Below are 24,778 nucleotides of genomic sequence, written 5' to 3'. Positions count from 1 at the left end.
TCAGCCCTCTTGGCCGTAGACGGTGGGGGACAGCGACTTCTTCAGCACCCGGCCGCCGCCCAGGAACATGTGCACCCCGCAGGGCATGCACGGATCGAAGCTGCGCACGGCGCGCATGATGTCGATCCCCTTGAACTTCTCCGGCGGGTTCTCCTCGAAGATCGGCGTGTGCTGGACGGCGTCCTCGAAGGGGCCCGGGGTGCCGTGGACGTCGCGCACGCTGCCGTTCCAGGGCGTCGGCGGGTACGGGTGGTAGTTGGCGATCTTCCCGTCCCTGATCACCATGTGATGGGAGAGCGCGCCCCGCACGGCCTCGCTGAAGCCACAGCTCGCGGCGTCGTCCGGCACGGTGAACGGCGCCCAGGTGTCGGTACGCCCGGCGCGCACCTCGGCGAGCGCCTGCTGCGCGAAGTGCAGGGCGGCAGCGGCCGCGTACGCCTGGAAGTAGGTACGGGCGCGGTTGCGCTCGATGGCGTTGCTCAGCGGCTCGCCGTTGTGCACCGGGATGCGCCACTCGAAGGTGGTCTCCGGTTTGGTGGCGGTGCGCGGCAGGTTGATCAGCACACTGTGCCCGGTGGCCTTCAGGTGTTCCGTGTCGACCAGGCCGGACAGCGCGGTGGACCAGAGCCGGGCGAGGGGCCCGCCGCCGGTGTCCAGCGCCAGGTGCTCGCTGCCGTCGAACCACCGCGGGGACATCACCCAGCTGTACTTGTCGTCGAAGTCGCGCTTCTGCGGCCGGGGGATCGTGTGCTGGTTCCACGGATGGCGCCGGTCGACCGGGTTGCCCAGCGGGTCCGTGGTGACGAACGGCTCCTTGTCCTGCCAGTCGTCGTAGAAGGAGCTGCCCAGCAGGATGCGGATGCCGAGGTTGATGTCCACCAGGTCGTTGGTGAGCAGCTTGCCGTCGACGATCACGCCCGGCGTGATGAACGCCTTGCGTCCCCAGTCGGACATCGTGCGGTAGTCGAAGTCGCAGTGCGCGGGGTCGTTGAGGCCGCCCCAGCAGGCGAGCAGCACCCGGCGCCGGCCGACCTCCTCGTATCCCGGCAGCGCCTGGTACATGAAGTCGAACAGGTCGTCGTGCATCGGCACGACCTTCTTCATGAACTCGACGTACCGCATCAGCCGGGTCAGGTAGTCGGTGAACAGCTGCACCGTCGCGACCGTCCCGACGCCGCCCGGGTACAGCGTCGAGGGGTGGACGTGGCGCCCCTCCATCAGACAGAACATCTCCCGCGTGGAGCGGCTGACCTGGAGCGCCTCCCGGTAGAACGCGCCCTCCAGCGGGTTCAGCGAGCGCATGATCGCGCCGATCGTCCGGTAGCCGTGCTGCTCCGCGTGCGGGGCCTCGGTCCGCTCGGCCAGCTCCCACACACCGGGGTTGGTCTCGCGGACCATCCGCTCGCAGTAGTCCACCCCGACCAGGTTCTCCTGGAAGAGGTTGTGGTCGAACATGTACTCCGCCGCCTCGCCCAGGTTCAGGATCCACTCGCCCAGCGCCGGCGGGCGTGCGCCGTAGGCCATGTTCTGCGCGTACACCGAGCAGGTGGCGTGGTTGTCCCCGCAGATGCCGCAGATCCGGCTGGTGATGAAGTGCGCGTCGCGCGGGTCCTTGCCCTGCATGAAGATGCTGTAGCCCCGGAAGATCGACGAGGTGCTGTAGCACTCGGCGACCCGGCCGCGCCCGAAATCGATCTTCGTGTGGATGCCCAGACTGCCGACGATGCGCGTGATCGGGTCCCACGCCATCTCGACCAGTTCGCCGTCCGTCTCCTCAGCCATGCCGCTTCCCCTCTCGCCAGGAAGGCGCGTATCCGGTGGTCAGCGCGTCGCCCTTGCGACGCCACGCCGGTTCCTCCTCGACGTTGTGCAGGGTGATCGCCCGCAGCGTGCGGACCAGGCTCGCGTACAGCCCGCCGGCCGGTTCGGCGACCTGCACCCCCGCCGGTTCGTCCATGAACGGCATGAACTTGTCGGGGAAGCCCGGCATCGTGCAGGCGATGCAGATGCCGCCGACGTTCGGGCAGCCGCCGATGCCGTTGATCCAGCCCCGCCGGGGCACGTTGCACTTCACCACCGGGCCCCAGCAGCCGACCTTCACCAGGCACCGGTCGGAGGCGAGACCGCCCGCGAACTCGCCCTGTTCGTAGTAGCCCGCCCGATGGCAGCTCTCGTGCACGGTCTGCCCGAACAGCCAGGTGGGCCGCAAGTTGTCGTCGAGCGGGATCGCCGGGGCCTGGCCGGTGATCTGGTAGAGCAGGTAGACGAGCGTCTCGGAGAGGTTGTCGGGCTGCACCGGGCAGCCCGGCACGCACACGATCGGCACCCCGGACCGCGACCGCCAGTCGTGGCCCAGGTAGTCCGGTACGCCCATGGCGCCGGTCGGGTTGCCGGCCATCGCGTGGATGCCGCCGTACGCGGCACAGGTGCCCGCCGCCAGCACCACACCGGCCTGGGGCGCGAGCCGGTCCAGCCACTGGGAGGTGGTGATCGGCTGGCCGGTGGCCGGATCGTTGCCGAAGCCGCTCCAGTACCCCTCCTCCTTGATCGCCTCGTTCGGTACGGAGCCCTCGACGACCAGGATGAACGGGCCCAGCTCGCCCCGCGCGCCCTTGTGGAACCACTCGATGAAGGAGTCGGCACCCGTCTGCGGACCGCATGCGTAGTCGAGCAACGGCCAGTGCGTGGCGAGCCGCGGCAGCCCCGGCAGGGCGCCCAGCATGATCTCCTCGATGCTCGGCTGGGTGGCCGCCGTGAGCGCGACCGACTCGCCGTCGCAGCTGAGCCCGGCGTTCAGCCACAGCAGGTGGACCAGCGGTTCGTCGTCCCGCCCGGTGCCGGGGCCGGCGGGCGCGGTACGGCCGTCGGGGCCGTCGTCGGTGGTCACCGCACACCACCCCGCTCCGTGCGCGTGGCCCGCAGCGCCTGCTGGGTCAGTTCCCACAGTGCGTGGTACACGGTCGTCTGCGCTTCCTGGATGCGGTGGACCGAGGAGGACGGGACGACGATCAGGTGGCCGAGCCCGTCGAGTCCGGCCAGCCGGCCGCCGTCGTGGCCCGCCAGCGCCACCGTCAGCATGCCGCGCCCGGCCGCCTCCTCCAGCGCCCGTACGACGTTGGCGGACCCGCCGCTGGTCGACAGGCCCACCGCGATGTCGCCGCGCCGCCCGAACGCGGCCAGCTGACGGGCGAAGACCACGTCGAAACCCACGTCGTTGGAGAGCGCCGTCACCACGGCCGCGTCACTGGTCAGCGACAGCGCGGGCAGGGGTACGGCGTCGCGCAGCACCCCGGCGGGCGGGTGCAGGAACGTGGTGACCAGCCCCTGCGCGTCCGTCGAACTGCCGCCGTTGCCGAAGGCAAACAGCCGGCCGCCGGCCGCGAAGCGCTCCGCCATGCGCATGGCGCAGTCGGCGATCCACGGGCCCCACTCGTCCGCGATCCGCTGCCGGAGCGCGGTGATCTCGGCGACCTTCTCCCGGGTCGAGCGGGCCACCTCGCCGGCCAGACCGGCGCCGGGCGCCCGGTCCGCCGATGCCTCCTCCTCGTACAGGAACGGGTACAACTCCCGTACGGGGTCCGGTACGTCAGTCATCGGCGCCTCCCTCGGCCGCCGGGCGCGCCAGGGCGATGGCCTCCCCGGCGTGGACGAGGACGGTGGCGCCGGGCGCGGCTTCGACGAGCGCGACGCTGATCTCCACATCGCCGTCACCATCCGCGTCCCTGTCCGTGTCCCCGGCGGCCTCGTGGGCCGACGGGCGGGGCAGCGAACGGGCCAGCGCCAGGCCGCCCGGCAGCAGCCGCCGCACCCGCATCGGCCGCGCCTCGTCCGCACACGTCACGCACGACGCGTCGGGGCCCGGCGCCCCCGCGCCCCCGCCGCACGGCCCGAGCCGGTCCAGGAAGACGTGCGTCAGCTCCCACACCAGGTGATACGCCGTCACATGCGCCTCCTTGACGACCAGCGGGTCCGTGCCGCCGAGGACCAGGACGTGGTCCGCCGGCGGCGCGTCCGCCCGCTCGCCGCCGCACAGCGCGACGGTGAGCAGCCCCGTCTCCCGCGCCCGGGCCAGGGCCCGGCGCACGTTGGGGCAGCGGCCGTCCGGCGAGACGCCCAGCGCGATGTCCCCGCGGGCGCCGAACGCCCGCAGCTGGTGGGCGAAGACCTCCTCGAAGCCCTGCCGGGCCCCGACCCCGCTGAGCGTCGCCGAGTCGTTGCCGAGCGCCAGCGCGGGCAGCGCCCGCTTGCCCACCACGACCGGGTGCAGGAACTCCACGGCGATGTGGCTCGCGTCCACCCCCGACTCGCCGTTGCCGAACACCAGCAGCTTGCCGCCGCCGGCGAACCGCCCGGCCATGTCCCGGCAGACCGCGGCCAGCTCGCCGGCCGCACCGGCCAGGTCGCGGGCGGCCGGGACACGGCGGGCGAACGCGCTCCGCACGGCCGCCCCGTCGACGACCGGGCCGCTCATCGGCACACTCCCGGCGGGGCCCCGTACGGCAGGTGGACGGACATCGTCGCTCAACTCCCTACATGGAGGACGATGACGCAGGTGTCGTCCTCCGGATTGGTGTGCAGGACGGACAGCAGGGTCCGCAGATGGTCCTCGGGACCGCCGCGGGCACCGAGGCGGGCGGCGGACAACAACAGGTCCTCGCGGTCGCCGGCCCGGTCGGCGCGGCGCTCGACCAGCCCGTCGGTGTAGAGGATCAGGCGGTCGCCGAGGCGCAGGGGCAGCGTCTTGCACGCGTAACCCGGGTCCAGACTGGCGCCCAGCGTGGTCCCGTCGTCGTTGGCCAGCTCGGTCGCCCGGCCGCGGCGCACCAGGACGGGCGGCGGGTGACCGGCGCGGGCCCAGGTCAGCGTGCGCCGCTGCGGATCGAAGTGGCCGACGACGGCGGTCGCGGTCAGCGACTCGTCGTGGCCGTGGAAGGCGACCAGGTTCAGGCAGTCGAGGATCCGGGCCGGATCGGCGCCGGTGTACGCGATGCCGAGCAGCGCGTTGCGCAGCTGCGCCATGCCCGCGGCGGCCTGCAGACCGTGCCCGAGCACGTCGCCGATGGCGATCAGCACCCGGCCGTCGGGCAGCGGGGTGGCCTCGAACCAGTCGCCGCCCACGCGGGTGCAGTTCTCGGCGGGCTGGTACCGGATCGCCGTCCGCAGCCCGGGCAGGGTGGTGTGCGCCCGCGGCAGCAGGGCCAGTTGCAGTTCCTCCGCCATCCGCAGCTGCCGGCGTTCGACCTCCCGCCGGGTCGCCTCCAGCGCCGCCTCCGTCCGCCGCACACCGGACACGTCCTGGACGACACCGCGCAGCGCCACGAGATTGCCCAGACTGTCCCGGAGCAGTTCGGCGTTGACGCTCACGTGGCGCAGGCCGTCGGAAGCGCGCGTCCGCACCTCGAAGCGCACCGGGCCGGGGCCGTGGGACAGCGACCGCACGGCCCCGACGACGGCGGGCAGGTCCTCCTCGATGACGTACCCGCACAGCGCGTCCAGCGGCAACGGGCCGCTCGCCGGGTCCCGTTCGAGGATGTCGTACACCCGCCGCGACCACGTCACGTCGCCGGTGGCCAGGTTCCACTCCGCCCAGCCGAGGTTGGCCAGCCGCTCGGCGTCGTCGAGCCGGGCCGTCATCCGCGCCCGCTCGTCGTGGAACTGCCAGCTCACCAGCAGCCCGCCGCCGACCCGCTGGGCACGCACGCTCAGCAGCGCCGGACGCAGCACGCCCCGGTACGGCTCCTCGTACGAGAACGGCCCCCGGTCCAGCGGGACACCGGTCTCCAGGACCGCCACGTACGCGTCGAAGATGCCGGAGAGGACCATGCCGGGGAAGGCGTCGAGCAGCCGGCTGCCGGTGATCTGCTCGGGCGTGCGGCCCAGGAGGCCGGTGGCGTGCGCGTTGCAGCGGTCGATGGTGAACTCGACGACCCGGCCGAGCGGGCCGCGCACCGGGAAGAGCAGCGCGGCCGGTACGGGGATCGCGTCGATGACCGCGCCCAGCCAGGCGGCCCGTACGTCGTCGTCCGGCAGCCCCAGGGCGGCCAGCATGCGCAGCCGCTGCCCGGCGCAGTCGGTCAGCGTCTCCAAGCGCCTGCGGACCGCCGGGGCCGCCGGCGGGGGACCGGACCAGATGACGCTGACCACGCACACCACGCCGCCGGGCCCGGTTCCGGACTCCCGGGCCCCGACGGGGCAGGGCGCGCCCGGCGCGTCGCTCCTGGCCGAGACCCAGGTCAGACTCCGGTCGCCGGTCTCGTCGTCGAGCCACAGCCGCTGGTCCGCCTCGGCCATCCGGGCCAGCGGGACTATGCAGCGCAGGGGCACCTGCGACCAGTCGCTGACCGTCTGCGCGGCCGTACCGGCGACGCCGCTCATCCGCAGCACGCCCTCCGTGTCCAGGACGGCCAGCAGTACGGCCGTGGCGCCGGTGGGGCCGGACCGCTCGTAAAGCCGTTGGGCGAGCTCCACGGGGCTGCGGGCGGAGGCCAGGTACACGGCGCCGTCGCGCGGTTCGCAACCTTGCGGGACCGTTACGCCAAGGGTGGTCGCCCCGGTGGCCCCGGTGGTCCCGGTGGCGTCGGCGCCGAGGACGCCGGACAGGTCGCCGGGGCCGGGCGACGTTCCGACGGCGGGTGGCGCGGCGGGGACCCCGATCAGCCCGTGCGCACAGGCGCGGGCCTGCGACTCGTCGCACCCCAGGTGCTTGACCAGGATTTCCTCGACGCGCGCGGCGCTCATCGCGGTCCCCGGCGCGGGCCCGTCCCCCGCCGGGGGACCGCCCTCCTCCGGCCGGGAACCGGTAACACCGCCGTCGCACCGGACCATGGCACCTCGTCGCTTCATCGAAGGCACCCGTGCCCGCCCCACGTGTCCACGGACGGCGTGGGGACGAGGGGTCCGCACACGGCCGGTCGGGGGAGCCTGCCTCATGACGGCTGATATCTACCAGTGCTTGCGCGCTCACCGTGAGATGTGATCGGTAATGTCCAATGCCTTTGCGGCGTTGCCATCGGGAGCCAGAAGCCGAGCGGTGGCTGTCCGTTGCCGACCAGCGTGCTGTGCCGTGGGCGGGACGGTGTCAGGAGCGAAACCAGGGTGCGCACCTTTCTCTGTCGAGCCCGTCGTACGCGGGTCGCCGGAACGGCGCGCGGGTCGACGCCTCAGAAATCATCACGCAATATGTGTTAACAATGCGGTCGACATCTGCTAAAACTGCTGTTCATCTTCCCCGCCCACCGACCTCCGCTCACCGCTGCCACCCGCACGCCGCCGCCAGCCACCCGCCGACCTCCGAGGGACGCCACCATGCCCGCTCCGCTGCCCGCCCACGTCCCCGCGACCATGCGCGCCGCCGTCCTGCACGGGCTCAAGGACCTGCGGACCGAGGAGCGGCCGGTGCCGCGCCCCGGCCCCGGACAGGTGCTGGTCCGCGTCGAGGCCGTCGGCATCTGCGGCTCCGACGTGCACTACTACGAGCACGGGCGGATCGGTGACTTCGTCGTCCGCGCCCCGATGGTCCTGGGGCACGAGCCCGGCGGCACCGTCGTCGCGCTCGGCCCCGGCGCCACCCGCCACCGGCCGGGACAGCTGGTCTCCCTCGAACCCGGCGTACCGTGCGGCACCTGTGCGCAGTGCCGCCGTGGCCGCTACAACCTCTGCCCCGACGTGTCCTTCTACGCCACCCCGCCGGTCGACGGCGCCCTGTGCGAGTACGTCGCCATCGACGAGCACTTCGCCCACGCCGTCCCCGGCACCCTGACCGCCGAGACCGCCGCCCTGCTGGAGCCGCTGTCGGTCGGCGTGTGGGCGGCGCGCAAGGGGCGGATCGGGCCCGGCGCCCGGGTGCTGGTCACCGGGGCCGGGCCGATCGGGCTGGTCGCCGTCCAGACGGCCCGCGCCTTCGGTGCCACCGAGGTCGTGGTCACCGACATCGCACCCGAGCGGCTCGGCCTGGCGCGGGAGTTGGGGGCCACCGCCACCGTGGACGCCCGTACCACCCGGCTCGCCGATACCGGGTACGAGCCGGATGTCCTCCTGGAGTGCTCCGGCGTCCCGGCCGTCGCCGACGAGGCGATCCGGGTGCTCGGGCGCGCGGGCCGGGCGGTGCTGGTCGGGATGGGCGGCGACACCGTGCCGCTGCCGCTGGCCCATGTGCAAAACTTCGAGATCGAGGTCACCGGCACCTTCCGGTACGCCAACACCTGGCCGGCCGCCATCGCGCTGGCCGCCTCCGGCGACGTACGGCTCGACCGGCTGATCTCCCACCGGTACGGCCTGGAGGAGGCGGAGCAGGCGCTCACCGCGGCCGCCCGGGACCGAACGACGATCAAGCCCGTGGTGTGCCCGCAGCCCTGCTGAGCACCGCGGAGCGCGGAGGGAAGGAACGCCGTATGCCCGCCAAGGCACGGCTGTCGCAGGCCGCCGTCGAACAGCGGCGGCAGGCCGTCCTGCGGTACGTCGCCGACCACGGCGCCCTGCGCATCGACGCGCTCGCCGCCCGCTTCAACGTCAGCCTGATGACGATGCACCGCGACCTCGACGACCTGGCCGCCCGCCATCTGCTGCGCAAGGAGCGGGGCCGGGCCGTCGCCTTCCCCGCCCTGACCATGGAGACCGCCACCCGCTTCCGCGAGAGGGCGGGGCTGGCGGCCAAGACCGCACTGTGCGCCGCGGTGGCCGGCCGCATCACACCGGGCAGCACCGTGCTGATGGACGACTCCACCACTCTGTACCCGCTGGCGGGCCTGCTGGCCCGGCGGGACCCGGCCGCCCGGATCACGGTCGTCACCAACTCCGTCGGCCTCGCCCAGCGCCTGGGGGCGGCCCCCGGCGTGGCCGTCACCCTGCTCGGCGGCCGGTACCGGAGCGAGTTCAACTCCTGCACCGGCCCGGAGGTCGGCGGCGCCCTCGCCCGGCTCCACGCCGACCTGGTGCTGATGTCCGCCACCGCCGTCCTCGACGGGCGGCTCTTCCACCCGCTGCGGGAGTACGTCGAGGTCAAGGAGGCCATGCTGGCCGCCGCCGAGGAAGCCGTACTCCTCGTGGACCACGCCAAGTTCGGCAAACGCGCCACGTACGCGTACGGCACCGCCGCCCGCTACCGGGCGGTCGTCACGGACGCCGCCACCCCCGCCGCGGAACTCGCCGCCCTGCGGGCCACCGGCACCGCCGTCCAGGTCGTCGAGCCGCCCGCGGAGTGATGCGCGACGTCTCCTGCTCTCGTCAGACGCCGTCCGGGGGCAGGGCGGCGACCGTGTCGAGGAGGCGGTCGACCTCGCTGAGGGCCTGCCGGCCGGTGTCCGAGTCGCACTGCTCGGGGTCGTCGAGGAAGTCGGCGGTGCACGCCATCAGCTGGTACATGGCGCCGATGGGCTTCAGGCCCCAGGAGGCGCTCAGCAGGATGTGGGTGATGATTCCGGCGGTGAGCCGGCCGCCGTGGTCGTCGCGGGCGAGGACCAGGGCGAGGGCGAGGTTGCGGTCGGCGTCGTCCGGCTGCCACGGCCCGCCGAGGTCGCGGGCGAGGGTGGTGGCCTGGGACCGGATGTCGGATGCCGCGTTCATGGTCCGACCGTGCCACACCGCCGCCCGCGCGGGCGGGTGCGGCGAACGGTCCCCGGGGCGTGTCACCCCGCCGGGTGACGACGGCGGCCGTCCGGCGTACGGCGGGGGAGCACACCGGCGAGCACATGTCGTGCCCGCCGGTGCGGGGGCTACGGCTGCGAGGGCTACGGCTTGGGCAGGACGCAGCCCGGCCGGCCGAGGTCCAGCTTGTTGCCGGTGCCGAAGCACTTGGGTATCTCGTACGTCTCCTGGGCGTAGCCGATGCCGCGGCGTACGCTCACCCGGCCGTTGGCGTCGACCTCGCACGGGTTGTTGAGCGTGCAGCGCTGACCGCTCTCATTGATCGTGTTGTTGACCGCCGCCACCTTGCCGGAGGCGACGTCGATCACCGGCGAGCCCGAGGTTCCGCCGATGACGTTGCACGGGGCGGTGTAGCGGACCGAGTCCTTCCAGGTCCAGTTCCCTTCCTTCAACCGGTAGGCGAAGCCGTCCACGTTGCAGTTGTAGGTCTTCTTCCAGTATCCGGACACGACGGCGATGGCGGCGCCCTTGACCGGGTGCGTGGTGGCCAGGTCCAGGGCCTTGATGCCGTAGCGCTGCTTGATCTGGGCGTAGGTGGAGGAGAGTTCGTAGAGTGAGACGTCGGTGTCGGTCATCGTGCCGTAGACGACCTTGGTGGCGCGGACCGTGCCGAGGTTGCCGGCCGAGGCGCTGAGCACGGTGAAGCTGCGGCTGGAGGGCCGGTCGACGATGACCTCCCCCGCGTCCGGCATGCCGCTCTCCAGGCAGTGGCCGTTGGACATGACCAGGGCCGGATCATTGTCGGTCGAATTGGGCATGCGCACGATCGATCCGGAGCAGTTGCTGAGCGCCACCGTGCCGGCATAGCTCACGACTCTGGGTATCGCCTTGGCCGTGGCGGCCGTGGCGTCGGCTGCCCGGTGGAGCGAGGGCGCCGCCGGGTGCCCGGCAGCGTCCGCGACCGTAGCCGCACCGGCGGTTCCGGCGGTGCCCACGAGGGCCGCGGTGCCCAGGACGGCCGTGGCCAGGGCACCGACGAGAGGGCTTTTCATGTGGGGGTCCTCTCAGAATCTGTGGCCGAAGTTCCTTCGGCTTTGACGTGCGCATTGTTGGGGCAACCGAGGCCGCTGGCAACAACTTCGCCGTAACCGGTGGCAAGTTGGTCACCTGGCGGGGAGGCCGGGGCGGGCGTGGCGCGGGGTGCCGAAGAGGCGGGGTGCGCGACGGGAGCGGTGCGCGCGGGACGGACCGGCGCGGAAGCGGACCGGTGTGGTGACCACGGGGCGAACCGGTGCGAAAGCGATGTTCCGGAGGAGCACGCCGCCGGTGTGTGCCGGTCTCCGCCCGCACTCCTTTTTTGTCCGTCCGGTTCGCCGCCGCCCCGTTTTCTCACCCTTTTCTCAGAAACGCCGCGCACGCCGTCCGGCGGCACTCCCCTGACCTGCGCCGGAAGGCGTCTTCGGGAACTTCACGTGCGTTGTGGACATGGGGCAGGTGTGGTGTCGTACGCTAAACTCCGCGATCCGTTCGCGCATTTCCCGCCGTTTACCGTGAAACTCGGACAGGCTGCCGCCGCACCGTCGTTAAGGACCCGGATGCTTTACGCCGCGCCAGAACACCCTCCCGGCTCGCAGGGGGAGACGCGGCGGCCCAGACTGCGTGTCCTCGACGGACTGCGGCTGCTGGCCGCCCTGATGGTCCTGGCCTATCACTACATCACCCTGCGCGACGGCTGGGGCGAGGACCCGACGGCTTTCTCCCCGGTCGTCCGCCACGTGTCGGAATACGGCTGGCTGGGCGTCGAAGTCTTCTTCCTGATCAGCGGGTTCGTCATCTGCATGAGCGCCTGGGGGCGTTCCCTGGGCGATTTCGTGACCTCCCGCGTCTCCCGTCTCTACCCCGCCTATTGGGTCGCCGTGCTGCTGACCGCGGCGGTGCTGACCGTGTGGCCGAACGTCCGCAGCGCGGACAACTGGGAGACGGTGCTGACGAATCTCACCATGCTCCAGCAGGGCCTGGGAGTCCCCGACGTGGACGACGCCTACTGGACGCTGTTCATCGAGCTGAAGTTCTACCTGCTGTTCGCGGTCGTGGTGTTCCGCGGGGTCACGTACCGCAGGTGTGTGCTGTTCTGCGGCCTGTGGACGGTGGCCGGCGTGGTCGCGCTGAAGGCGAACAGCGACCTGCTCTCGGTGTGGGCCATAGCGCCGTACTCCCCGTACTTCATCGCGGGCATCGCCTTCTACCTCATGCACCGCTTCCGGCCCACCGCCCTGCTGTGGGCGATCGTCGCGATTTCCTTCCTGCTGGCCCAGCACTATCTGCGCGGCCGGCTGGTGATGAATCTCGGCGCGAAGGCGGATCTGGCCGAGGGCTGGCCGGTACGGCTGGCCGTACTGGCGGCTTTCGCGCTGATGGCCGCCATCGCTCTCGGGTGGTTCGACAGACTCCAGTGGCGCTGGCTGTCCACCGCCGGATCGCTGACCTATCCGCTCTACCTGCTGCACATGTACGTGGGTTTCACCCTGATCGACCTGCTGCGCAGCCGGGTGCCCGCGCCCGTACTGCTGCTGGGAATCGTCGCTCTCATGCTGGTCCTTTCCTGGCTGGTGCACCGCTTCGTGGAACGGCCGTTGGGCCGGAAACTGCGGGTGGCCATGCAGAAGAGCGTGGAGGAAATGCGCTTTCACTCGCGGGGGAGAATGCCCGGCGCGCCGCCGGAGAAACGCCGGGAAATCATCCGGGAGGAACGGAAACCGGATGCGGAATTGCTGCGCTGACGACCGCGGCGGCGGGTGCGGCCCAGGGGAAACTCCGGCCCCACCCGCCTCATGGACCGTTTCGCCGCCCCTGATCACTCGTTGACGTGGATGCCGTCCGCACCGGGAGGAGAATTCCGGCGGCGGCCGGTATTCCACGTGCGACGGAGGGAAGACGTCAGGAATGAGCGGTGAGATGTGGGCGGTCGTGGTGATCGTCGCGGTGCTGCTGGCGGTGATGGTCGGCGCGGCGATCGTGCTCCTGGTCAAGCTGGTCCGGGCCCGCGCCGCCCTGCGCGACGCGGGCGTACCGCTGAACAACAAGATCGCGTACTGGGGAGCGCTGCTCTACGTGATCTCCCCGGTCGACCTGCTGCCCGACCCGGTCCTGCTCGACGACATCGGGGTGCTCCTGGTGGCCCTGCGTTCGTTGCAGGCGGCGGCCGAAGCGTCGGGCGTCGGCCGCGGGAAGCGGACCGCGCCGCCCCCGGGGATCGAGGCGGGCACCTGACCGGCGAACGCCCTCCGCCGGCCTGCTGACGAGCACCGCCGGACGTACGGAGCGCGTCGCCCGCAGGCCGAGGGTGCGGAGGTCGGCCCAACGGCTGGTGGCGGCCGGCGTCCCGCCAGGCCCGCCCCCCCGTCCCCGGCTCGACTACCCCTGCTTGCGCCCCTTCTCCCGCTGCGTCGCCCGCGCCACCGACTCCCGTTCGATGAACTCGGTGGGCAGGGTGGTGTCTTCGGGGGGCTGGGTGCTGCCCTGGACGCGGGATATCAGGGCCTGCACGGCCGTGGCGCCCAGTTCCTGGACCGGCTGGGCGACGACGCTGATCCGGGGGCGTACGGCGCGGGCCCAGTCGGTGTCGTCGAAGGTGATCACGGACAGGTCCTCCGGGACCCGCAGCCCCAGCTCCCGCGCGGCGGAGAGCACGCCCAGCGCGATCAGGCTGTCGGTGGCGAACACGGCGGTCGGCGGCGCGGGGGAGTCCAGCAGGCCGCGGGCGAGCACGGCCGGGTCCTGGCCGTGGAAGGCGCCGGTGCGCAGGTACGTCCCGGTGTCCTCGACGCCCGCCTCGCGCAGCGCGGCGCGGTAGCCCTCGATGCGGGCCAAGCCGGTGGAACCGGGGTCCACCGGTTCGTCGGTGGCGTCGTTGCCGACCAGGCTGACCAGGGCGATGCGCCGGTGGCCCATGGCGAGCAGACGGCGTACCGCGTCCTGGGCCGCGCCGTGGTTGTCGACGGTGACGGAGTCCAGGCCGAGGTGCGGGACCCGCCGGTCGAGCAGCACGACGGGGCAGCCGCCGGTGTGCGCGGCGGTGAGGTGGCCGGTGTCCGTGGTGGAGGCGGGGGCGACGATCAGCCCGTCGACGTGCTTGTCGCGCAGCGTCTTGACCGCGGCCCGCTCGGCCGCCGGGTCCTCGTCGGTGTTGGCCAGCAGGATCTGGTACCCGGCGGCGCGGGCGGCGTCGGTGATGCCGCGGGTGACGCCCGCGAAGAACGGGTTCTGGATGTCGGCGATGACCGCGCCCAGCGTGTGCGTACGACCGGTGATCATGGAGCGGGCGAGCTGGTTGGGGCGGTAGCCCAGCTTCTGGGCGGCGGCGCGTACGCGTTCGCGGGCCTCGGGGCTGACGGAGCCGTAGTCGGCGAGGGCCCGCGAGGCGGTGGAACGGGAGACGCCCGCCTCGCGGGCGACGTCGGGGATCGTGGCGGGCCGGTGCGGGCCGCTGCGTCGGTTCGTCGTCATGGCGTCGCCAGGCTATCGGCTGTGCAGGGGTATTGACGCTCCGCCGAGCGTGGTGGGAAGGTTCCCGGCATCCCGATGGGAACGTTCCCAATCATGCGCCGAGGGGTGTTCGCGGCCTGCGTTGGGAACGTTCCCACCCTGCTCGGAGAGGATCCGTGTGACCACCGCGACCCTGCCCCTCAAGCCCATCACCGAGGACTTCAAGGAGGCCGTGGCCTTCGCCCTGAGCCAGTACGAAACGGCCCGCGACTTCGCGGCCGAGACCGTCGACGGCGGCCTGCGCAACGTCTTCCTGGTCGGCTGCGGAGGCTCCCTCACCGCCGCCTACCCGGTGCACTTCCTGCTGGAGACCCGCGCCGGCTTCCCGGTCTTCCACATGAACAGCGACGAGTTCAACCTGCGCAGGCCCGCACTGCTCGGCGAGGGCTCCCTCGTCCTCGTCTCCTCGCACACCGGCACCACCAAGGAGACCGTCGCCGCCGCCCGCTACGCCCGGTCCACCGGCGCCAGGGTCGCCGCCCTGACCCGGGACGCCGACAGCCCCCTGGCGCAGGCCGCCGACATCGCCTTCACCTACCGCAGCGAGGACACCGTCGTCGCCCCCAAGGGCGTGCTCTTCGGGCAGCTCGCGTACGCGCTGCTGGAGAAGACCGGCGTGGAGGGCGACTACGCGGCGGTCCGCAAGGCGTACGAAGCGCTGCCCGACGCCCTGTACACCGCCCAGGAGGAGGGCGAGGCGCTCGCCCACTCCATCGCCACCGCGCTGGCCGACGAGCCGGTGACGTACGTGCTCTCGGCCGGCCCCAACTACGGCGCGGGCTACGGCTTCACCATGTGCTACCTGATGGAGATGCAGTGGAAGCACGGCGGCAGTTACCACGCCGGTGAGTTCTTCCACGGCGCTTTCGAGGTCGTCACCGAGGACCAGCCGGTGATCCTCTTCCTCGGCGAGGACGCCACCCGGCCGATGGCCGAGCGCGCCAAGGCGTTCCTCGACAAGTACACCCGCAAGGCCCACTACGTCGACTCCAGGACCTTCTCGCTGCCCGGCGTCCCGGAGGAGGTGCGCGGGGACATCACGCCCATCGCGCTGGACGTCTTCGGCACCCGGCTGGCCCGCCACTACGAGTCCGTACGCGGCCACGACCTCGACCAGCGGCGCTACATGTTCCAGGTCGAGTACTGAGTCCGCCGCGTACCCGCCCGGTCCGGCGCGCGTCCGGCGCGCCGGACCGGCCCCACCGGAGCCACTGGAGGAAAGAGCGGCATGCGCATCTGCGGACTCGGCGACAACGTCGTCGATCGCTACCCCGGGCGCGGGCTGATGTACCCGGGCGGCAACGCCCTCAACGTCGCCGTGCACGCGGCACGGTGCGGTGCCGAGGCCGCGTACCTCGGCGTCACCGGGAGCGACGCGGCCGGCCGGCACGTGCGGGCGGCGCTTGCGGACGAGGGCGTTTCGACGGAACGGTCCCGTATCGCCGAAGGGCCCAACGCCTACGCCACCGTCCACCTCGACGACGACGGCAACCGGACCTTCGGCGCCTGCGACGCGACGATCTCCCTGTTCACCCCGGACGACGCCGACCTGCGCTGGCTGCGCGGCTTCGACCTGGTGCACACGGGCGACTGCAGCGGCATGGAGGAGCAGCTGCCGCGGCTGGCCGCCGCCTGCCCGGTGAGCTTCGACTTCTCGGACCGGCCCTGGAGTTACGCCGAACCGCTGCTGCCCTTCGTGCGCAGCGCCGTCCTCTCCCGGCCCGACGCGGACGCGGACGAGGCCGCCGGGCTGCTGGCCGGGGCACACCGGCTCGGCGCGAAGCTCGCCGTGGTGACGCGGGGCGCCCGGGGCGCGCTGCTGTCGTTCGAGGGCACGACGCACCACCAGCCGGTCGTGGCGGTCCGCGCCACCGACACCCTCGGTGCCGGCGACTCCTTCATCGCCGCCCTGCACGTCGCCCTCCACCGGGGCCGCCCGCTCGCCGACGCGGCCGGGTACGCCGCCACCTACGCGGCGGCCGTGTGCACGCAGCCCGGCGCCTTCGGACGGCCCCTCGCCCTCGACGGCGCGCGCCCCCGCGACCCGTCCCGATGTCCCTGACCCACCCCCTCCCCGCCAGGAGAGACCCCCGCCAGGAGAGCCGATGCGCCGCACTCCCGCCGTCGCCGGCCGCCTGCTCGTCATCCTGCTGACCCTGCTGGTCAGCGGGTGCGGGCAGGCTCCCGTCCGCGTCACCCCGAACGACTTCGCCCTCGCCGGGCCCCCGCGCGGGCACCTCACCATCCTGGAGAAGTGGGCCGACCCCGAATACGCCCCGTACTTCCAGAGCGTGGTCCGCGCCTACGAGCGCCGGAACCCGGGCGTCACCATCGACCTCCAGGCCGTCGGCGACCAGCCGTACAAGGACCGCATCGCGGTCCTCGCCGCCTCCCGCGAGCTGCCGGACATCTACTTCGCCTGGCCCGGCCGGTACGCGCGCAAGTTCGCCGACGGCAAGCTCGCCGCCGACCTGTCGGAGCCCCTCAAGGGCACCGCGTGGGGCCGCTCGTTCGAGCCGGGCGCGCTGGACGCCTTCACCTTCGGCGGGCGCCGGTACGGGGTGCCGCTCACCATGGACGCCAAGGTCTTCGCGTACAACAAGGAGGTCTTCGCCGCGGCCGGGGTCGAGCGGAAGCCGCGTACCTTCCCCGAACTGCTCGCGGCCTGCGACCGCATCTCCGCGGCGGGCCGTACCCCGCTCGCCTTCGGCAACCAGTACGGCTGGCCGGCCGGCCACCTGCTCACCCAGTTCAACGCCATGGAAGTGCCGCCCGCCGTCCTGGCCAGGGACTACGACGGCGACGGGGGCACAGGCGCCTTCACCCACCCCGGCTACGCACGGGCCTTCGACGATCTCGCGCAGCTCAAAGCGCGCTGCATGGGACCGTCCGGGACGAGCATGAGCCACGAGTCCGCGCAGAACCGGCTGCTGTACGGCAAGGCCGCGATGCAGTACCTGGAGACCCTGGAGTTCTCCTACCTCAGCACCAAGGGCGGCGCCCCCGCGAAGTTCGCGGCGAACTGGGACTTCTTCACCATGCCCGCCATCCCGGGCGCCGCGGGCTCCGCGCGCTCCGTCGCCGGGGGGACGGACGGGCTGCTCGTCGCCAACTCCTCGCCCAACAAGGCGCTCGCCGTCGACTTCCTGAAGTTCCTCACCAGCCGCGAGCAGGCCCGGAAGGTGGTGCGCGACCTGGGCTGGCTCAGCGCGGTCAAGGGCACGGCGGACGCGGCGCGCCTGAAGGGGCCGCCCGCGGCGCAGCGCACGCTCGCGAGCAAGGACATGGCGCTGTGGCTCGACACCCGCGCCGACGACAAGATCGTCAACCCGTACCTCTCGGCAGCCGAAGCGGTCCTCGGCGGCCGGACCAGTGCCGCACAGGCGGTGCGCCAGGTACGCGAAGGCGCGCGGCAGGCCCACCGCTTCCGGGTCCGCGACTGACCCCGTACGCCCCGACTTCCCGAAGGAGGTGCCGCCGTCATGCAGCGACGCCGATTCCGCCACGCCCTGTACGCCGCCCCCGCCCTCGCCCTGATCGCCCTGTTCGTCTACTACCCGATCGTGGAGAACGTCCGGCTCAGCCTCTTCAAGTTCAGCGTCTTCCAGCCCGGCATGCGCTACGTCGGCCTGGAGAACTACCGGCAAGCCCTCCAGGACCCGGTCTTCTGGAAGGCGCTGGCGAACAACCTCTGCTACGCCGTCACGTCGGTCGTCTTCCAGGTCGGCGCGGCACTCGTGCTGGCCGCGATCCTGGAAGCGGTCATCGGGCGGCGGCTGAGCGGGCTGCTGCGGACGGTCTACTTCATCCCCGCGGCCGTCTCCATGACGGTCTGCGGACTGCTCTTCCAGTTCCTCTACCAGCCGGACGCCGGGCTCCTCAACAGCGCGCTGGACACCCTCGGCCTCGGCCGGTTCGCACACGACTGGCTGGGCGACCCGGACACCTCCATCTGGGGTGTCATCGCCATGAGCCAGTGGCAGTCCTTCGGCTACACCACGCTGCTGCTGACGGTCGCCGTCCAGCGCATCCCGCGCGAGCTGTACGAGGCGGCGACGGTGGACGGCGCGGGCCGCGTCCGCACCTTCTTCGCCGTCACCGTCCCGATGGTCCGCGAGATGACGACCCTGCTCGTCATCCTCACCGTCTCCGGCGCCTTCCTGGTGTTCAACGAGGTGATGGTGATGACCGGCGGCGGCCCCTCCAACTCCAGCCAGACGCTGGGCACCTGGCTGTACGCCGGCGCCTTCACCGGGGACGACATGGGGTACGCCGCGGCCATCGGCACCGTCATGTTCGCCATCACCTTCCTGGCCGGCGCCGTCCAGCTCCTCCACTCGCGCCGGAAGGCGGTCACGGCATGACCCTGACCCTGCACCAGCCCGCCCCGGCGGACGCCCCGCCGGCCGCGCCCGCCGAGCGCCGCGGCCCCACCCGCTCCGGCTCGGTCGTGCTGCGCCTCCTCACGTACTGCGCGCTCGCCGCGCTCGCCGTCGCGGTCGTCTACCCGCTGTGCTGGATGGCCCTGTCCGGCCTGAAGACCAATGGGGAGATCTTCTCCGACCCGTGGGGGCTGCCCGCGCACCCCGCCTGGGGGACGTACGCCGACGCCTGGCACCAGGGGGTGCTCGGCTACCTGCTCAACAGCGCGCTCGTCACCGCCGCCAGCGTCCTCGCCGTCGTCCTGATCAGCGCCTGGGCCGCGTACGGACTGACCCGGCTCGCCGTCCCCTTCTCCCAGCCGGCGCTGCTGCTCGTCCTCGGCGCCATGATGCTCTCGCCGACCGTGGCGCTGGTCCCGCTCACACAGCTCCTCCAGGCGCTGCACATCTACGACACGTACTGGGCGCTGATCGTCCTCTACACCGCGTTCAAGGTGCCGTTCACCACCTTCCTGATCCGCGCCTATCTGCTGGGCCAGCCGGTGGAGGTGGAGGAGGCGGCCCTGATCGACGGGGCGAGCCGCTGGCAGACCTTCTGGCGCGTGGTCGTCCCGATGGCCCGGCCGATCCTGGTCTCCGCCGCGCTCCTCCAGGCGCTCTTCTCCTGGAACGAATACGCCTTCGCGCTCGTCTTCATCACCGACGACCACCTCAAGACGCTGCCCGTGGGGCTCGCCGACATGGCCGGGCGCCTGAACTCCGACTGGCCGGTGCTCTTCGCCGGGCTGACCATCGCCGCGCTGCCCATGATCGTGATCTTCCTGGTCGCCCGGCGGCACTTCGTCCGCGGCCTCTCCGAGGGCATCGGCAAATGAGGGGCGGAGCCCGGGCGGCGCGGCGCGGCGGGCCGGTGATCGTGCGGGGGCGGCGGCACCGTTGCAGGATGTTGCCATGCTGCTGGCCCGTCTCGCACGTGTGTCCGGGGAGGTCGCCGCCACCTCGGCGCGGTCCCAGAAGATCAAGCTGCTGGCCGGACTGTTCCGCCAGGCCGGCCCGGACGATGCGCCGATCGCCATCGCCTACCTGGCCGGGCGGCTGCCGCAGGGGCGGATCGGGGTCGGCTGGAGCGTCCTGCGGGACCCTGCGCCGCCCGCGGGCACCGCCACGCTGACCGTCCTCGGCACCGACGCGGCCCTGACCGCCCTGGCCGCCGTCACGGGGCCCGGCTCCCAGGCCGAGCGCCGCCGCCTCGTCCAGGAGCTGCTGGGCGCGGCGACCGCGGAGGAGCAGCGGTTCCTCGTCGGCCTGCTGACCGGCGAAGTACGGCAGGGAGCGCTGGACGCCGTCGCCGCCGAAGGGATCGCCGCGGCGGCCGGGGTGCCGGTCGCGGACGTACGGCGGGCCGTGATGCTGGCCGGGTCCCTGGAGGAAGTGGCCCGCGGCCTGCTCGCCGAGGGGGCTTCGGCGCTGGCCGGGTTCCGGCTGACGGTGGGGCGGCCCGTCGGGCCGATGCTGGCGCACGGGACGAAGTCCCTGGCCGAGGCGATCGACAAGGCCGGCCGGTGCGCGGTGGAGGAGAAGCTGGACGGCATCCGGGTGCAGGTGCACCGGGACGGCCCGTACGTACGGATCTACACCCGCACCCTCGACGACGTCACCGACCGGCTCCCCGAGATCACCGAGGCCGCGCTCGCCCTCGACGCGCCGTGCTTCGTCCTGGACGGCGAGGTGATCGCGCTCGGCGAGGACGGGCGCCCGCTGCCGTTCCAGCGGATCGCGGGCCGCTTCGGCTCACGCGTGGACGTGGCCGCCGCACGGGCCGCGCTGCCGCTCTCGCCGGTCTTCTTCGACGTCCTCGCCGTCGGCGACCAGGACCTGCTGGACCTGCCCGGCGACCGGCGGCACGCGGAACTGGTCCGGCTGGTCCCGCAGGAGCGACGGGTACGCCGGACGGTGGTCGACGACCCGGCCGACACCGCCGCGCGCGAGGCCGCCGAGGACTTCTGGGCCGAGACCCTGCGCCGGGGCCACGAGGGAGTCATGGTCAAGGCGCTGGACGCGCCGTACAGCGCGGGCCGCCGCGGCGCCGCCTGGCTGAAGGTCAAACCGGTGCACACCCTCGACCTGGTGGTGCTGGCCGCCGAGTGGGGCCACGGCCGCCGCACCGGCAAGCTCTCCAACCTCCACCTCGGCGCGCGCGGCCCGGACGGCACGTTCGTGATGCTCGGCAAGACCTTCAAGGGGCTCACCGACGCCCTGCTGGCCTGGCAGACGGAACGTTTGCGCGAGCTGGCGGTGGACGAGACCGGCCACGTCGTGACCGTACGCCCCGAGCTGGTCGTCGAGATCGCGTACGACGGCCTCCAGACCTCGACCCGCTACCCGGCGGGCGTGACGCTGCGGTTCGCCCGGGTGCTGCGCTATCGCGAAGACAAGACGGCCGCCGAGGCGGACACCATCGAGACGGTCCTCGCCGCGCACGACCGCCCGGCACCGGACGCCGCCGGCGGTAGGGGCGCGACCGGCGGGCCGGAGCGCCCCGAAGGGCCGGACCGCGACGGCTGACCGCCATGCCTCCTGGGGCGTCCGGGCCCCGCGGCGCCCCGGATGCCCGCCGCGCGCGTTTGCTCTGGCACTATGACGGACAGGGCCTCGATCGCTGGTCAGGGCCTTGCACGAAGGCACCGCCTCCGTGAAATCGATTACCCGATCCGTGTCGAAGGGGAGGTGCCCGGTAGCGCCAGCCGTGGTCGGCCCCGACCGCCGGGCCGGTGCGCCGCCGTCCGTCCGCGCTCTTTCGGTAACAGCCCTTCTGCTGTGCACCAAGAGATCCACTTCAACACCTTCAGCTGAGCAAAGGGGCTCTTCCGTTGGCCAGAAAGATTATTCTCGACTGCGACCCCGGGCACGACGACGCCATCGCCATGCTCCTGGCGCACGGCAATCCCGACATCGACCTGGTCGCCGTCACGACCGTGGTCGGGAACCAGACCCTGGAGAAGGTCACCCGCAACGCGCTGTCCGTCGCCCGGATCGCCGGCATCACCGGCGTGCCGTTCGCGGCCGGCTGCCCCCGGCCCCTCGTACGGACCATCGAGAACGCGCCGGAGATCCACGGCGACACCGGGCTGGACGGTCCGGACCTGCCCGAACCGAACATCGACCTCGACCGCCGGCACGCCGTCGACCTCATCATCGACACCGTGATGTCCCACGAGCCGGGCGAGATCACCATCGTGCCGACCGCGGGCCTGACGAACATCGCGATGGCCGTGCGCAAGGAGCCCCGGATCGCCGAGCGCGTCCGCGAGGTCGTGCTGATGGGCGGCGGCTACCACGAGGGCAACTGGAGCGCGGTCGCCGAGTTCAACATCGTCATCGACCCGCACGCCGCGCACATCGTCTTCAACGAGCGCTGGCCGGTGACCATGGTCGGCCTCGACCTCACCCACCAGGCGCTGGCCACGCCCGAGGTCACCAAGAAGATCGCCGCGGTGGGCACCAGGCCCGCCGGTTTCGTCCTGGAGCTGCTGGACTTCTTCCGCGACGCCTACCGGGAGAACCAGGGCTTCGAGTACCCGCCCGTGCACGACCCGTGCGCCGTCGCGTACGTCATCGACCCGGACGTGATGACCGTCCGCAAGGCCCCGGTGGACATCGAGCTGACCGGCGGTCTGACCATGGGCATGACGGTCACCGACTTCCGCTGGCCGATCCCCGAGGACTGCCGCACCCAGGTCGCGGTCCGGCTCGACCACGAACGGTTCTGGAACCTGGTGGTGGACGCCCTCGAACGCATCGGTGACGTCGAGGCATGAGCGCACCGCACACCGCCCGGCCCGCCGAAGCGACGGGCCCCGGGCGCACCGTACGGGTCGGCGTGCTGGTCACCGCGCTGCTGACGGCCTGCATCGCCTTCCAGCTCAACGCCAGCATGCTCAGCCCCGCGCTGAAGAACATCGAGGACAGCCTCGGTGCCACCTCGGCCGAGATCGGGCTGACCCAGACCGCGTTCTTCACCTCGGCGGCGCTGTTCTCGCTGTTCCTGCCGCGCCTCGGGGACATCGTCGGCCGCCGCAAGGTGCTCGCCGGCATGATGGCCCTGATGGTCGTCGGCTGTGTGGTCGCGGCGCTGGCGCAGAGCGTGCCGATGCTGTTCGTCGGCCGTGTCATCCAGGGCGTCTCCGGCCCGACCGTGCCGCTGTGCCTGATCATGCTCCGGATCGAGGTCACCGAGCCCAAGCGGTACGGCACCCTGCTGGGCGTGATCACCGCGGTCAACGGCGGCATCGCCGGTGTCGACTCGCTGGCCGGCGGCTACCTCGCCGACCGGCACGGCTTCGCGGCGGTCTTCTGGGCGATGGCCGTCGTCGCCGTGATCGCCACCGCCCTCGTCGCCACCCTGACCCCCGAGTCCAAGGTGCCCGACAGCCACCGGATGGACTGGCCCGGCGTCGTGCTGCTGGTGGTCTCCGTCGGCTCGCTGCTCGTCGCGCTCAACGAGGCGGGCAAGCTGGCCGCCGCGAACTGGCCGCTGATCACGGTCCTGGTGGTCGTGGCCGCGGCCGCGTTCTGGCTGTTCTGGCGCACCGAGGACCGCTCCGGGCACCCCCTGGTCGCGACACGGCACCTGCGGCAGCGCTCGACCTGGGCGACGCTGCTGACCACGATGCTGACGATGACCGGCGTGTTCGCCGTCATGAACGGACTCATCCCGGCGTTCGCGCAGGACGCCCAGGCCGGGCTCGGCATGTCGGCCGAGCAGTCCGCGTGGTGGACGCTGACCCCGTACGCCATCGCCGGACTGGCCATGGGCCCGCTCGCCGGCCGGCTGGCGGCCACCTTCGGCTACGGCCGGGTGCTGCGGCTGGGCCTGATCGGCGCGGCGGCGACCGTCGTGCTGATGATCGTCACGCTCTCCGCCCACTCCCGCGGGCTGCTGCTGGCCGCCTCCATCCTCGTCGGCATCACCTACGCGGGCGTGGCGAACATCGTCCTCAACGGGCTCGGCATCGTCCTGTCGCCCAAGGAGAACCCGGGCTTCCTGCCCGGTCTGAACGCCGGCGCCTTCAACCTCGGCTCCGGCCTCAGCTTCGCCGTGCTGTACGCGGTCAAGACCGCCGCCCCGGCCGACGACCCGGCGTCCGCCTCCGGCTACACCGCCGGAATGATCGCGGGTGTGGTCATCATGGCCGTCGCCGTCGCGACCTCGTTCCTGATCCCGAAGCCGGTGGAGGCCGAAGCGCACGAGTGAACGCCGCGGCGCATGGGGGAACGCCGCTGAGCGCCCCGGCGCGGCGGCACCGAACGGCCCGGCCCCTCCTCGCCCGAGGAGGGGCCGGGCCGTTGCGCGTCACCCGTCGGTGGCGTCGGCGGCGATCCGCCCGAGGAGGGCGGCCAGCTCGGCGGGCGCCGCGAGGAAGGGGGAGTGGCCGGTGCCGAGCCGTTCGACCCGGGTGGCGTTCGCGGACATCTTCGTCTGCAGCGCGGGCCGGAGCGCCTGGTCGCCTTCGCAGATCACGTACGTGGAGGGCACGGTCCGCCACGCCGCGCGGGTCACCGGCTCCTGGAACGACCGCCGGCTCTGCTCGACGAGCCGGCCGAGGGCCCACTCGGCCCGGTCGGCGGGAACGTCCCCGTACAGCGCCGCACGCGGGTCCTCGAAGACAGGGGGCTGCACACCGTTGAGGTCCACGGGCCTGGACGCGTCGCGGCCGTGCAGGCTGCCGAGCGATTCGCCCTCGGCCGGCATGTAGGCCGTGAGATAGACGAGGTGGGCGACGTGCCGGTGACCGGCGGCCGCCTCGGTGACGGGGACACCGCCGTAGGAATGGCCGACGACGATCACCGGGCCCTCGAACTCGCGCAGCCGCGCGGATATCGCCTCGGCGTCGTCGTACACACCGGCGGCGGGCGTGCCCTGCGGGCCGGAACTGGGCAGCGCGACCGTGTGGGACCGCAGGCCGTCGGCGGCGAGGACGTCCTGGAGTGGGGACCAGCACGACGGCCGGTGCCAGGCGCCGTGGACGAGGAGGAAGGACGGGCAGGCGGGTGAGGCGGGCACGGCGGGACTCCTGAAGGGTCGAGGGTTCTGAACGGTCGGGGCAAGGTCGGAATGGCCGGGGAGGGCTGCGGAGGGACCCGGCCGGTCGGCTGGCGGGCCGCACGGACCCGGGACGGTCGTACGTCCCGGATCCCGGCCGGAACCGGACCCGGATAGGGAACCGCGACCACGACCGGAACAGGCCGGACCGCCGCGCGGCCCCACA

General features: G+C 72.4%; 21 protein-coding genes. 12 read left to right on the top strand and 9 right to left on the bottom strand.

Annotated features, from left to right (window positions below; genetic code table 11):
* Genes ACH4FX_RS35715 through ACH4FX_RS35695 form a run of 5 tightly spaced genes read right to left on the bottom strand, consistent with a single transcriptional unit; the run spans position 1 to position 6,738 of the window.
* Entirely contained in the window at positions 1 to 1,782 is a 1,782-nt protein-coding gene (locus ACH4FX_RS35715; RefSeq protein WP_398485626.1) for a nickel-dependent hydrogenase large subunit, read from the bottom strand.
* Complete coding sequence (locus ACH4FX_RS35710) at positions 1,775 to 2,887, bottom strand: hydrogenase expression protein HypE (protein ID WP_398485625.1); 1,113 nt, start codon at positions 2,885 to 2,887, stop codon at positions 1,775 to 1,777. The genes ACH4FX_RS35715 and ACH4FX_RS35710 overlap by 8 nt, the downstream gene beginning before the upstream one ends.
* Positions 2,884 to 3,594, bottom strand: coding sequence for an SIS domain-containing protein (locus ACH4FX_RS35705; protein WP_398485624.1), 711 nt, complete (start codon positions 3,592 to 3,594; stop codon positions 2,884 to 2,886). Before ACH4FX_RS35705 ends, ACH4FX_RS35710 begins: the two co-directional genes overlap by 4 nt.
* Entirely contained in the window at positions 3,587 to 4,471 is an 885-nt protein-coding gene (locus tag ACH4FX_RS35700; protein WP_398485623.1) for an SIS domain-containing protein, read from the bottom strand. The genes ACH4FX_RS35705 and ACH4FX_RS35700 overlap by 8 nt, the downstream gene beginning before the upstream one ends.
* A 50-nt stretch (positions 4,472 to 4,521) precedes the next feature.
* Complete coding sequence (locus ACH4FX_RS35695) at positions 4,522 to 6,738, bottom strand: PP2C family protein-serine/threonine phosphatase (protein ID WP_398485622.1); 2,217 nt, start codon at positions 6,736 to 6,738, stop codon at positions 4,522 to 4,524.
* 567 nt (positions 6,739 to 7,305) lie between these two features.
* On the opposite strand from ACH4FX_RS35695, the gene ACH4FX_RS35690 reads away from it, so the two are divergent.
* Both ACH4FX_RS35690 and ACH4FX_RS35685 read left to right on the top strand, forming a co-directional pair.
* Positions 7,306 to 8,358, top strand: a complete 1,053-nt coding sequence (locus tag ACH4FX_RS35690; RefSeq protein WP_398485621.1) for an NAD(P)-dependent alcohol dehydrogenase — start codon at positions 7,306 to 7,308, stop codon at positions 8,356 to 8,358.
* Between the two features lie 32 nt (positions 8,359 to 8,390).
* Positions 8,391 to 9,200, top strand: a complete 810-nt coding sequence (locus tag ACH4FX_RS35685) for a DeoR/GlpR family DNA-binding transcription regulator (protein ID WP_398485620.1) — start codon at positions 8,391 to 8,393, stop codon at positions 9,198 to 9,200.
* 22 nt (positions 9,201 to 9,222) lie between these two features.
* Here ACH4FX_RS35685 and ACH4FX_RS35680 read toward each other — a convergent pair whose 3' ends face one another.
* Both ACH4FX_RS35680 and ACH4FX_RS35675 read right to left on the bottom strand, forming a co-directional pair.
* Positions 9,223 to 9,561, bottom strand: coding sequence for a hypothetical protein (locus ACH4FX_RS35680; protein ID WP_398485619.1), 339 nt, complete (start codon positions 9,559 to 9,561; stop codon positions 9,223 to 9,225).
* Positions 9,562 to 9,725: 164 nt separating this feature from the next.
* Positions 9,726 to 10,634, bottom strand: a complete 909-nt coding sequence (locus ACH4FX_RS35675; protein ID WP_398485618.1) for a serine protease — start codon at positions 10,632 to 10,634, stop codon at positions 9,726 to 9,728.
* A 543-nt stretch (positions 10,635 to 11,177) separates the two neighbouring features.
* Here ACH4FX_RS35675 and ACH4FX_RS35670 point away from each other — a divergent pair.
* Positions 11,178 to 12,362 (top strand): acyltransferase family protein, encoded by a 1,185-nt coding sequence (locus tag ACH4FX_RS35670; RefSeq protein ID WP_398485617.1) that lies wholly within the window; start codon positions 11,178 to 11,180, stop codon positions 12,360 to 12,362.
* 163 nt (positions 12,363 to 12,525) lie between these two features.
* On the top strand, positions 12,526 to 12,852 hold the full coding sequence (locus ACH4FX_RS35665) for a YkvA family protein (RefSeq protein WP_398485616.1): 327 nt from the start codon (positions 12,526 to 12,528) through the stop codon (positions 12,850 to 12,852).
* 144 nt (positions 12,853 to 12,996) lie between these two features.
* Here ACH4FX_RS35665 and ACH4FX_RS35660 read toward each other — a convergent pair whose 3' ends face one another.
* Entirely contained in the window at positions 12,997 to 14,088 is a 1,092-nt protein-coding gene (locus ACH4FX_RS35660) for a LacI family DNA-binding transcriptional regulator (RefSeq protein WP_398485615.1), read from the bottom strand.
* A 157-nt stretch (positions 14,089 to 14,245) separates the two neighbouring features.
* On the opposite strand from ACH4FX_RS35660, the gene ACH4FX_RS35655 reads away from it, so the two are divergent.
* The 8 genes from ACH4FX_RS35655 (at position 14,246) to ACH4FX_RS35620 (ending at position 23,763) form a co-directional block, all read left to right on the top strand.
* The gene (locus tag ACH4FX_RS35655; protein WP_398485614.1) at positions 14,246 to 15,274 is read left to right on the top strand and encodes an SIS domain-containing protein; all 1,029 of its coding nucleotides are present in this window, start codon (positions 14,246 to 14,248) and stop codon (positions 15,272 to 15,274) included.
* An 81-nt stretch (positions 15,275 to 15,355) separates the two neighbouring features.
* Positions 15,356 to 16,189: a PfkB family carbohydrate kinase gene (locus ACH4FX_RS35650; protein WP_398485613.1), complete on the top strand. Its 834-nt coding sequence runs from the start codon at positions 15,356 to 15,358 to the stop codon at positions 16,187 to 16,189.
* 43 nt (positions 16,190 to 16,232) lie between these two features.
* Entirely contained in the window at positions 16,233 to 17,570 is a 1,338-nt protein-coding gene (locus tag ACH4FX_RS35645) for an ABC transporter substrate-binding protein (RefSeq protein ID WP_398485612.1), read from the top strand.
* A 39-nt stretch (positions 17,571 to 17,609) separates the two neighbouring features.
* A complete protein-coding gene (locus ACH4FX_RS35640) occupies positions 17,610 to 18,491 on the top strand; it encodes a carbohydrate ABC transporter permease (RefSeq protein WP_398485611.1) in 882 nt (293 codons plus the stop codon).
* Positions 18,488 to 19,384 carry a carbohydrate ABC transporter permease gene (locus ACH4FX_RS35635; protein WP_398485610.1) on the top strand — a complete coding sequence of 299 codons (897 nt, stop codon included), beginning with the start codon at positions 18,488 to 18,490 and terminating at the stop codon, positions 19,382 to 19,384. The genes ACH4FX_RS35640 and ACH4FX_RS35635 overlap by 4 nt, the downstream gene beginning before the upstream one ends.
* A 76-nt stretch (positions 19,385 to 19,460) precedes the next feature.
* On the top strand, positions 19,461 to 21,074 hold the full coding sequence (locus ACH4FX_RS35630; RefSeq protein ID WP_398485609.1) for an ATP-dependent DNA ligase: 1,614 nt from the start codon (positions 19,461 to 19,463) through the stop codon (positions 21,072 to 21,074).
* A 305-nt stretch (positions 21,075 to 21,379) separates the two neighbouring features.
* A complete protein-coding gene (locus ACH4FX_RS35625; RefSeq protein WP_398485608.1) occupies positions 21,380 to 22,327 on the top strand; it encodes a nucleoside hydrolase in 948 nt (315 codons plus the stop codon).
* Complete coding sequence (locus tag ACH4FX_RS35620) at positions 22,324 to 23,763, top strand: MFS transporter (RefSeq protein WP_398485607.1); 1,440 nt, start codon at positions 22,324 to 22,326, stop codon at positions 23,761 to 23,763. Before ACH4FX_RS35625 ends, ACH4FX_RS35620 begins: the two co-directional genes overlap by 4 nt.
* A gap of 99 nt (positions 23,764 to 23,862) precedes the next feature.
* On the opposite strand, the gene ACH4FX_RS35615 is transcribed toward ACH4FX_RS35620, so the two are convergent.
* Positions 23,863 to 24,573: an alpha/beta hydrolase gene (locus ACH4FX_RS35615; RefSeq protein ID WP_398485606.1), complete on the bottom strand. Its 711-nt coding sequence runs from the start codon at positions 24,571 to 24,573 to the stop codon at positions 23,863 to 23,865.
* Positions 24,574 to 24,778 lie beyond the last annotated feature (205 nt).

Source organism: Streptomyces sp. NPDC018019 (genome assembly GCF_044327805.1).
Taxonomy (GTDB): domain Bacteria; phylum Actinomycetota; class Actinomycetes; order Streptomycetales; family Streptomycetaceae; genus Streptomyces.
Note: the sequence above shows the minus strand (reverse complement) of the source record. Positions and strands in the feature narration are given on the sequence as shown.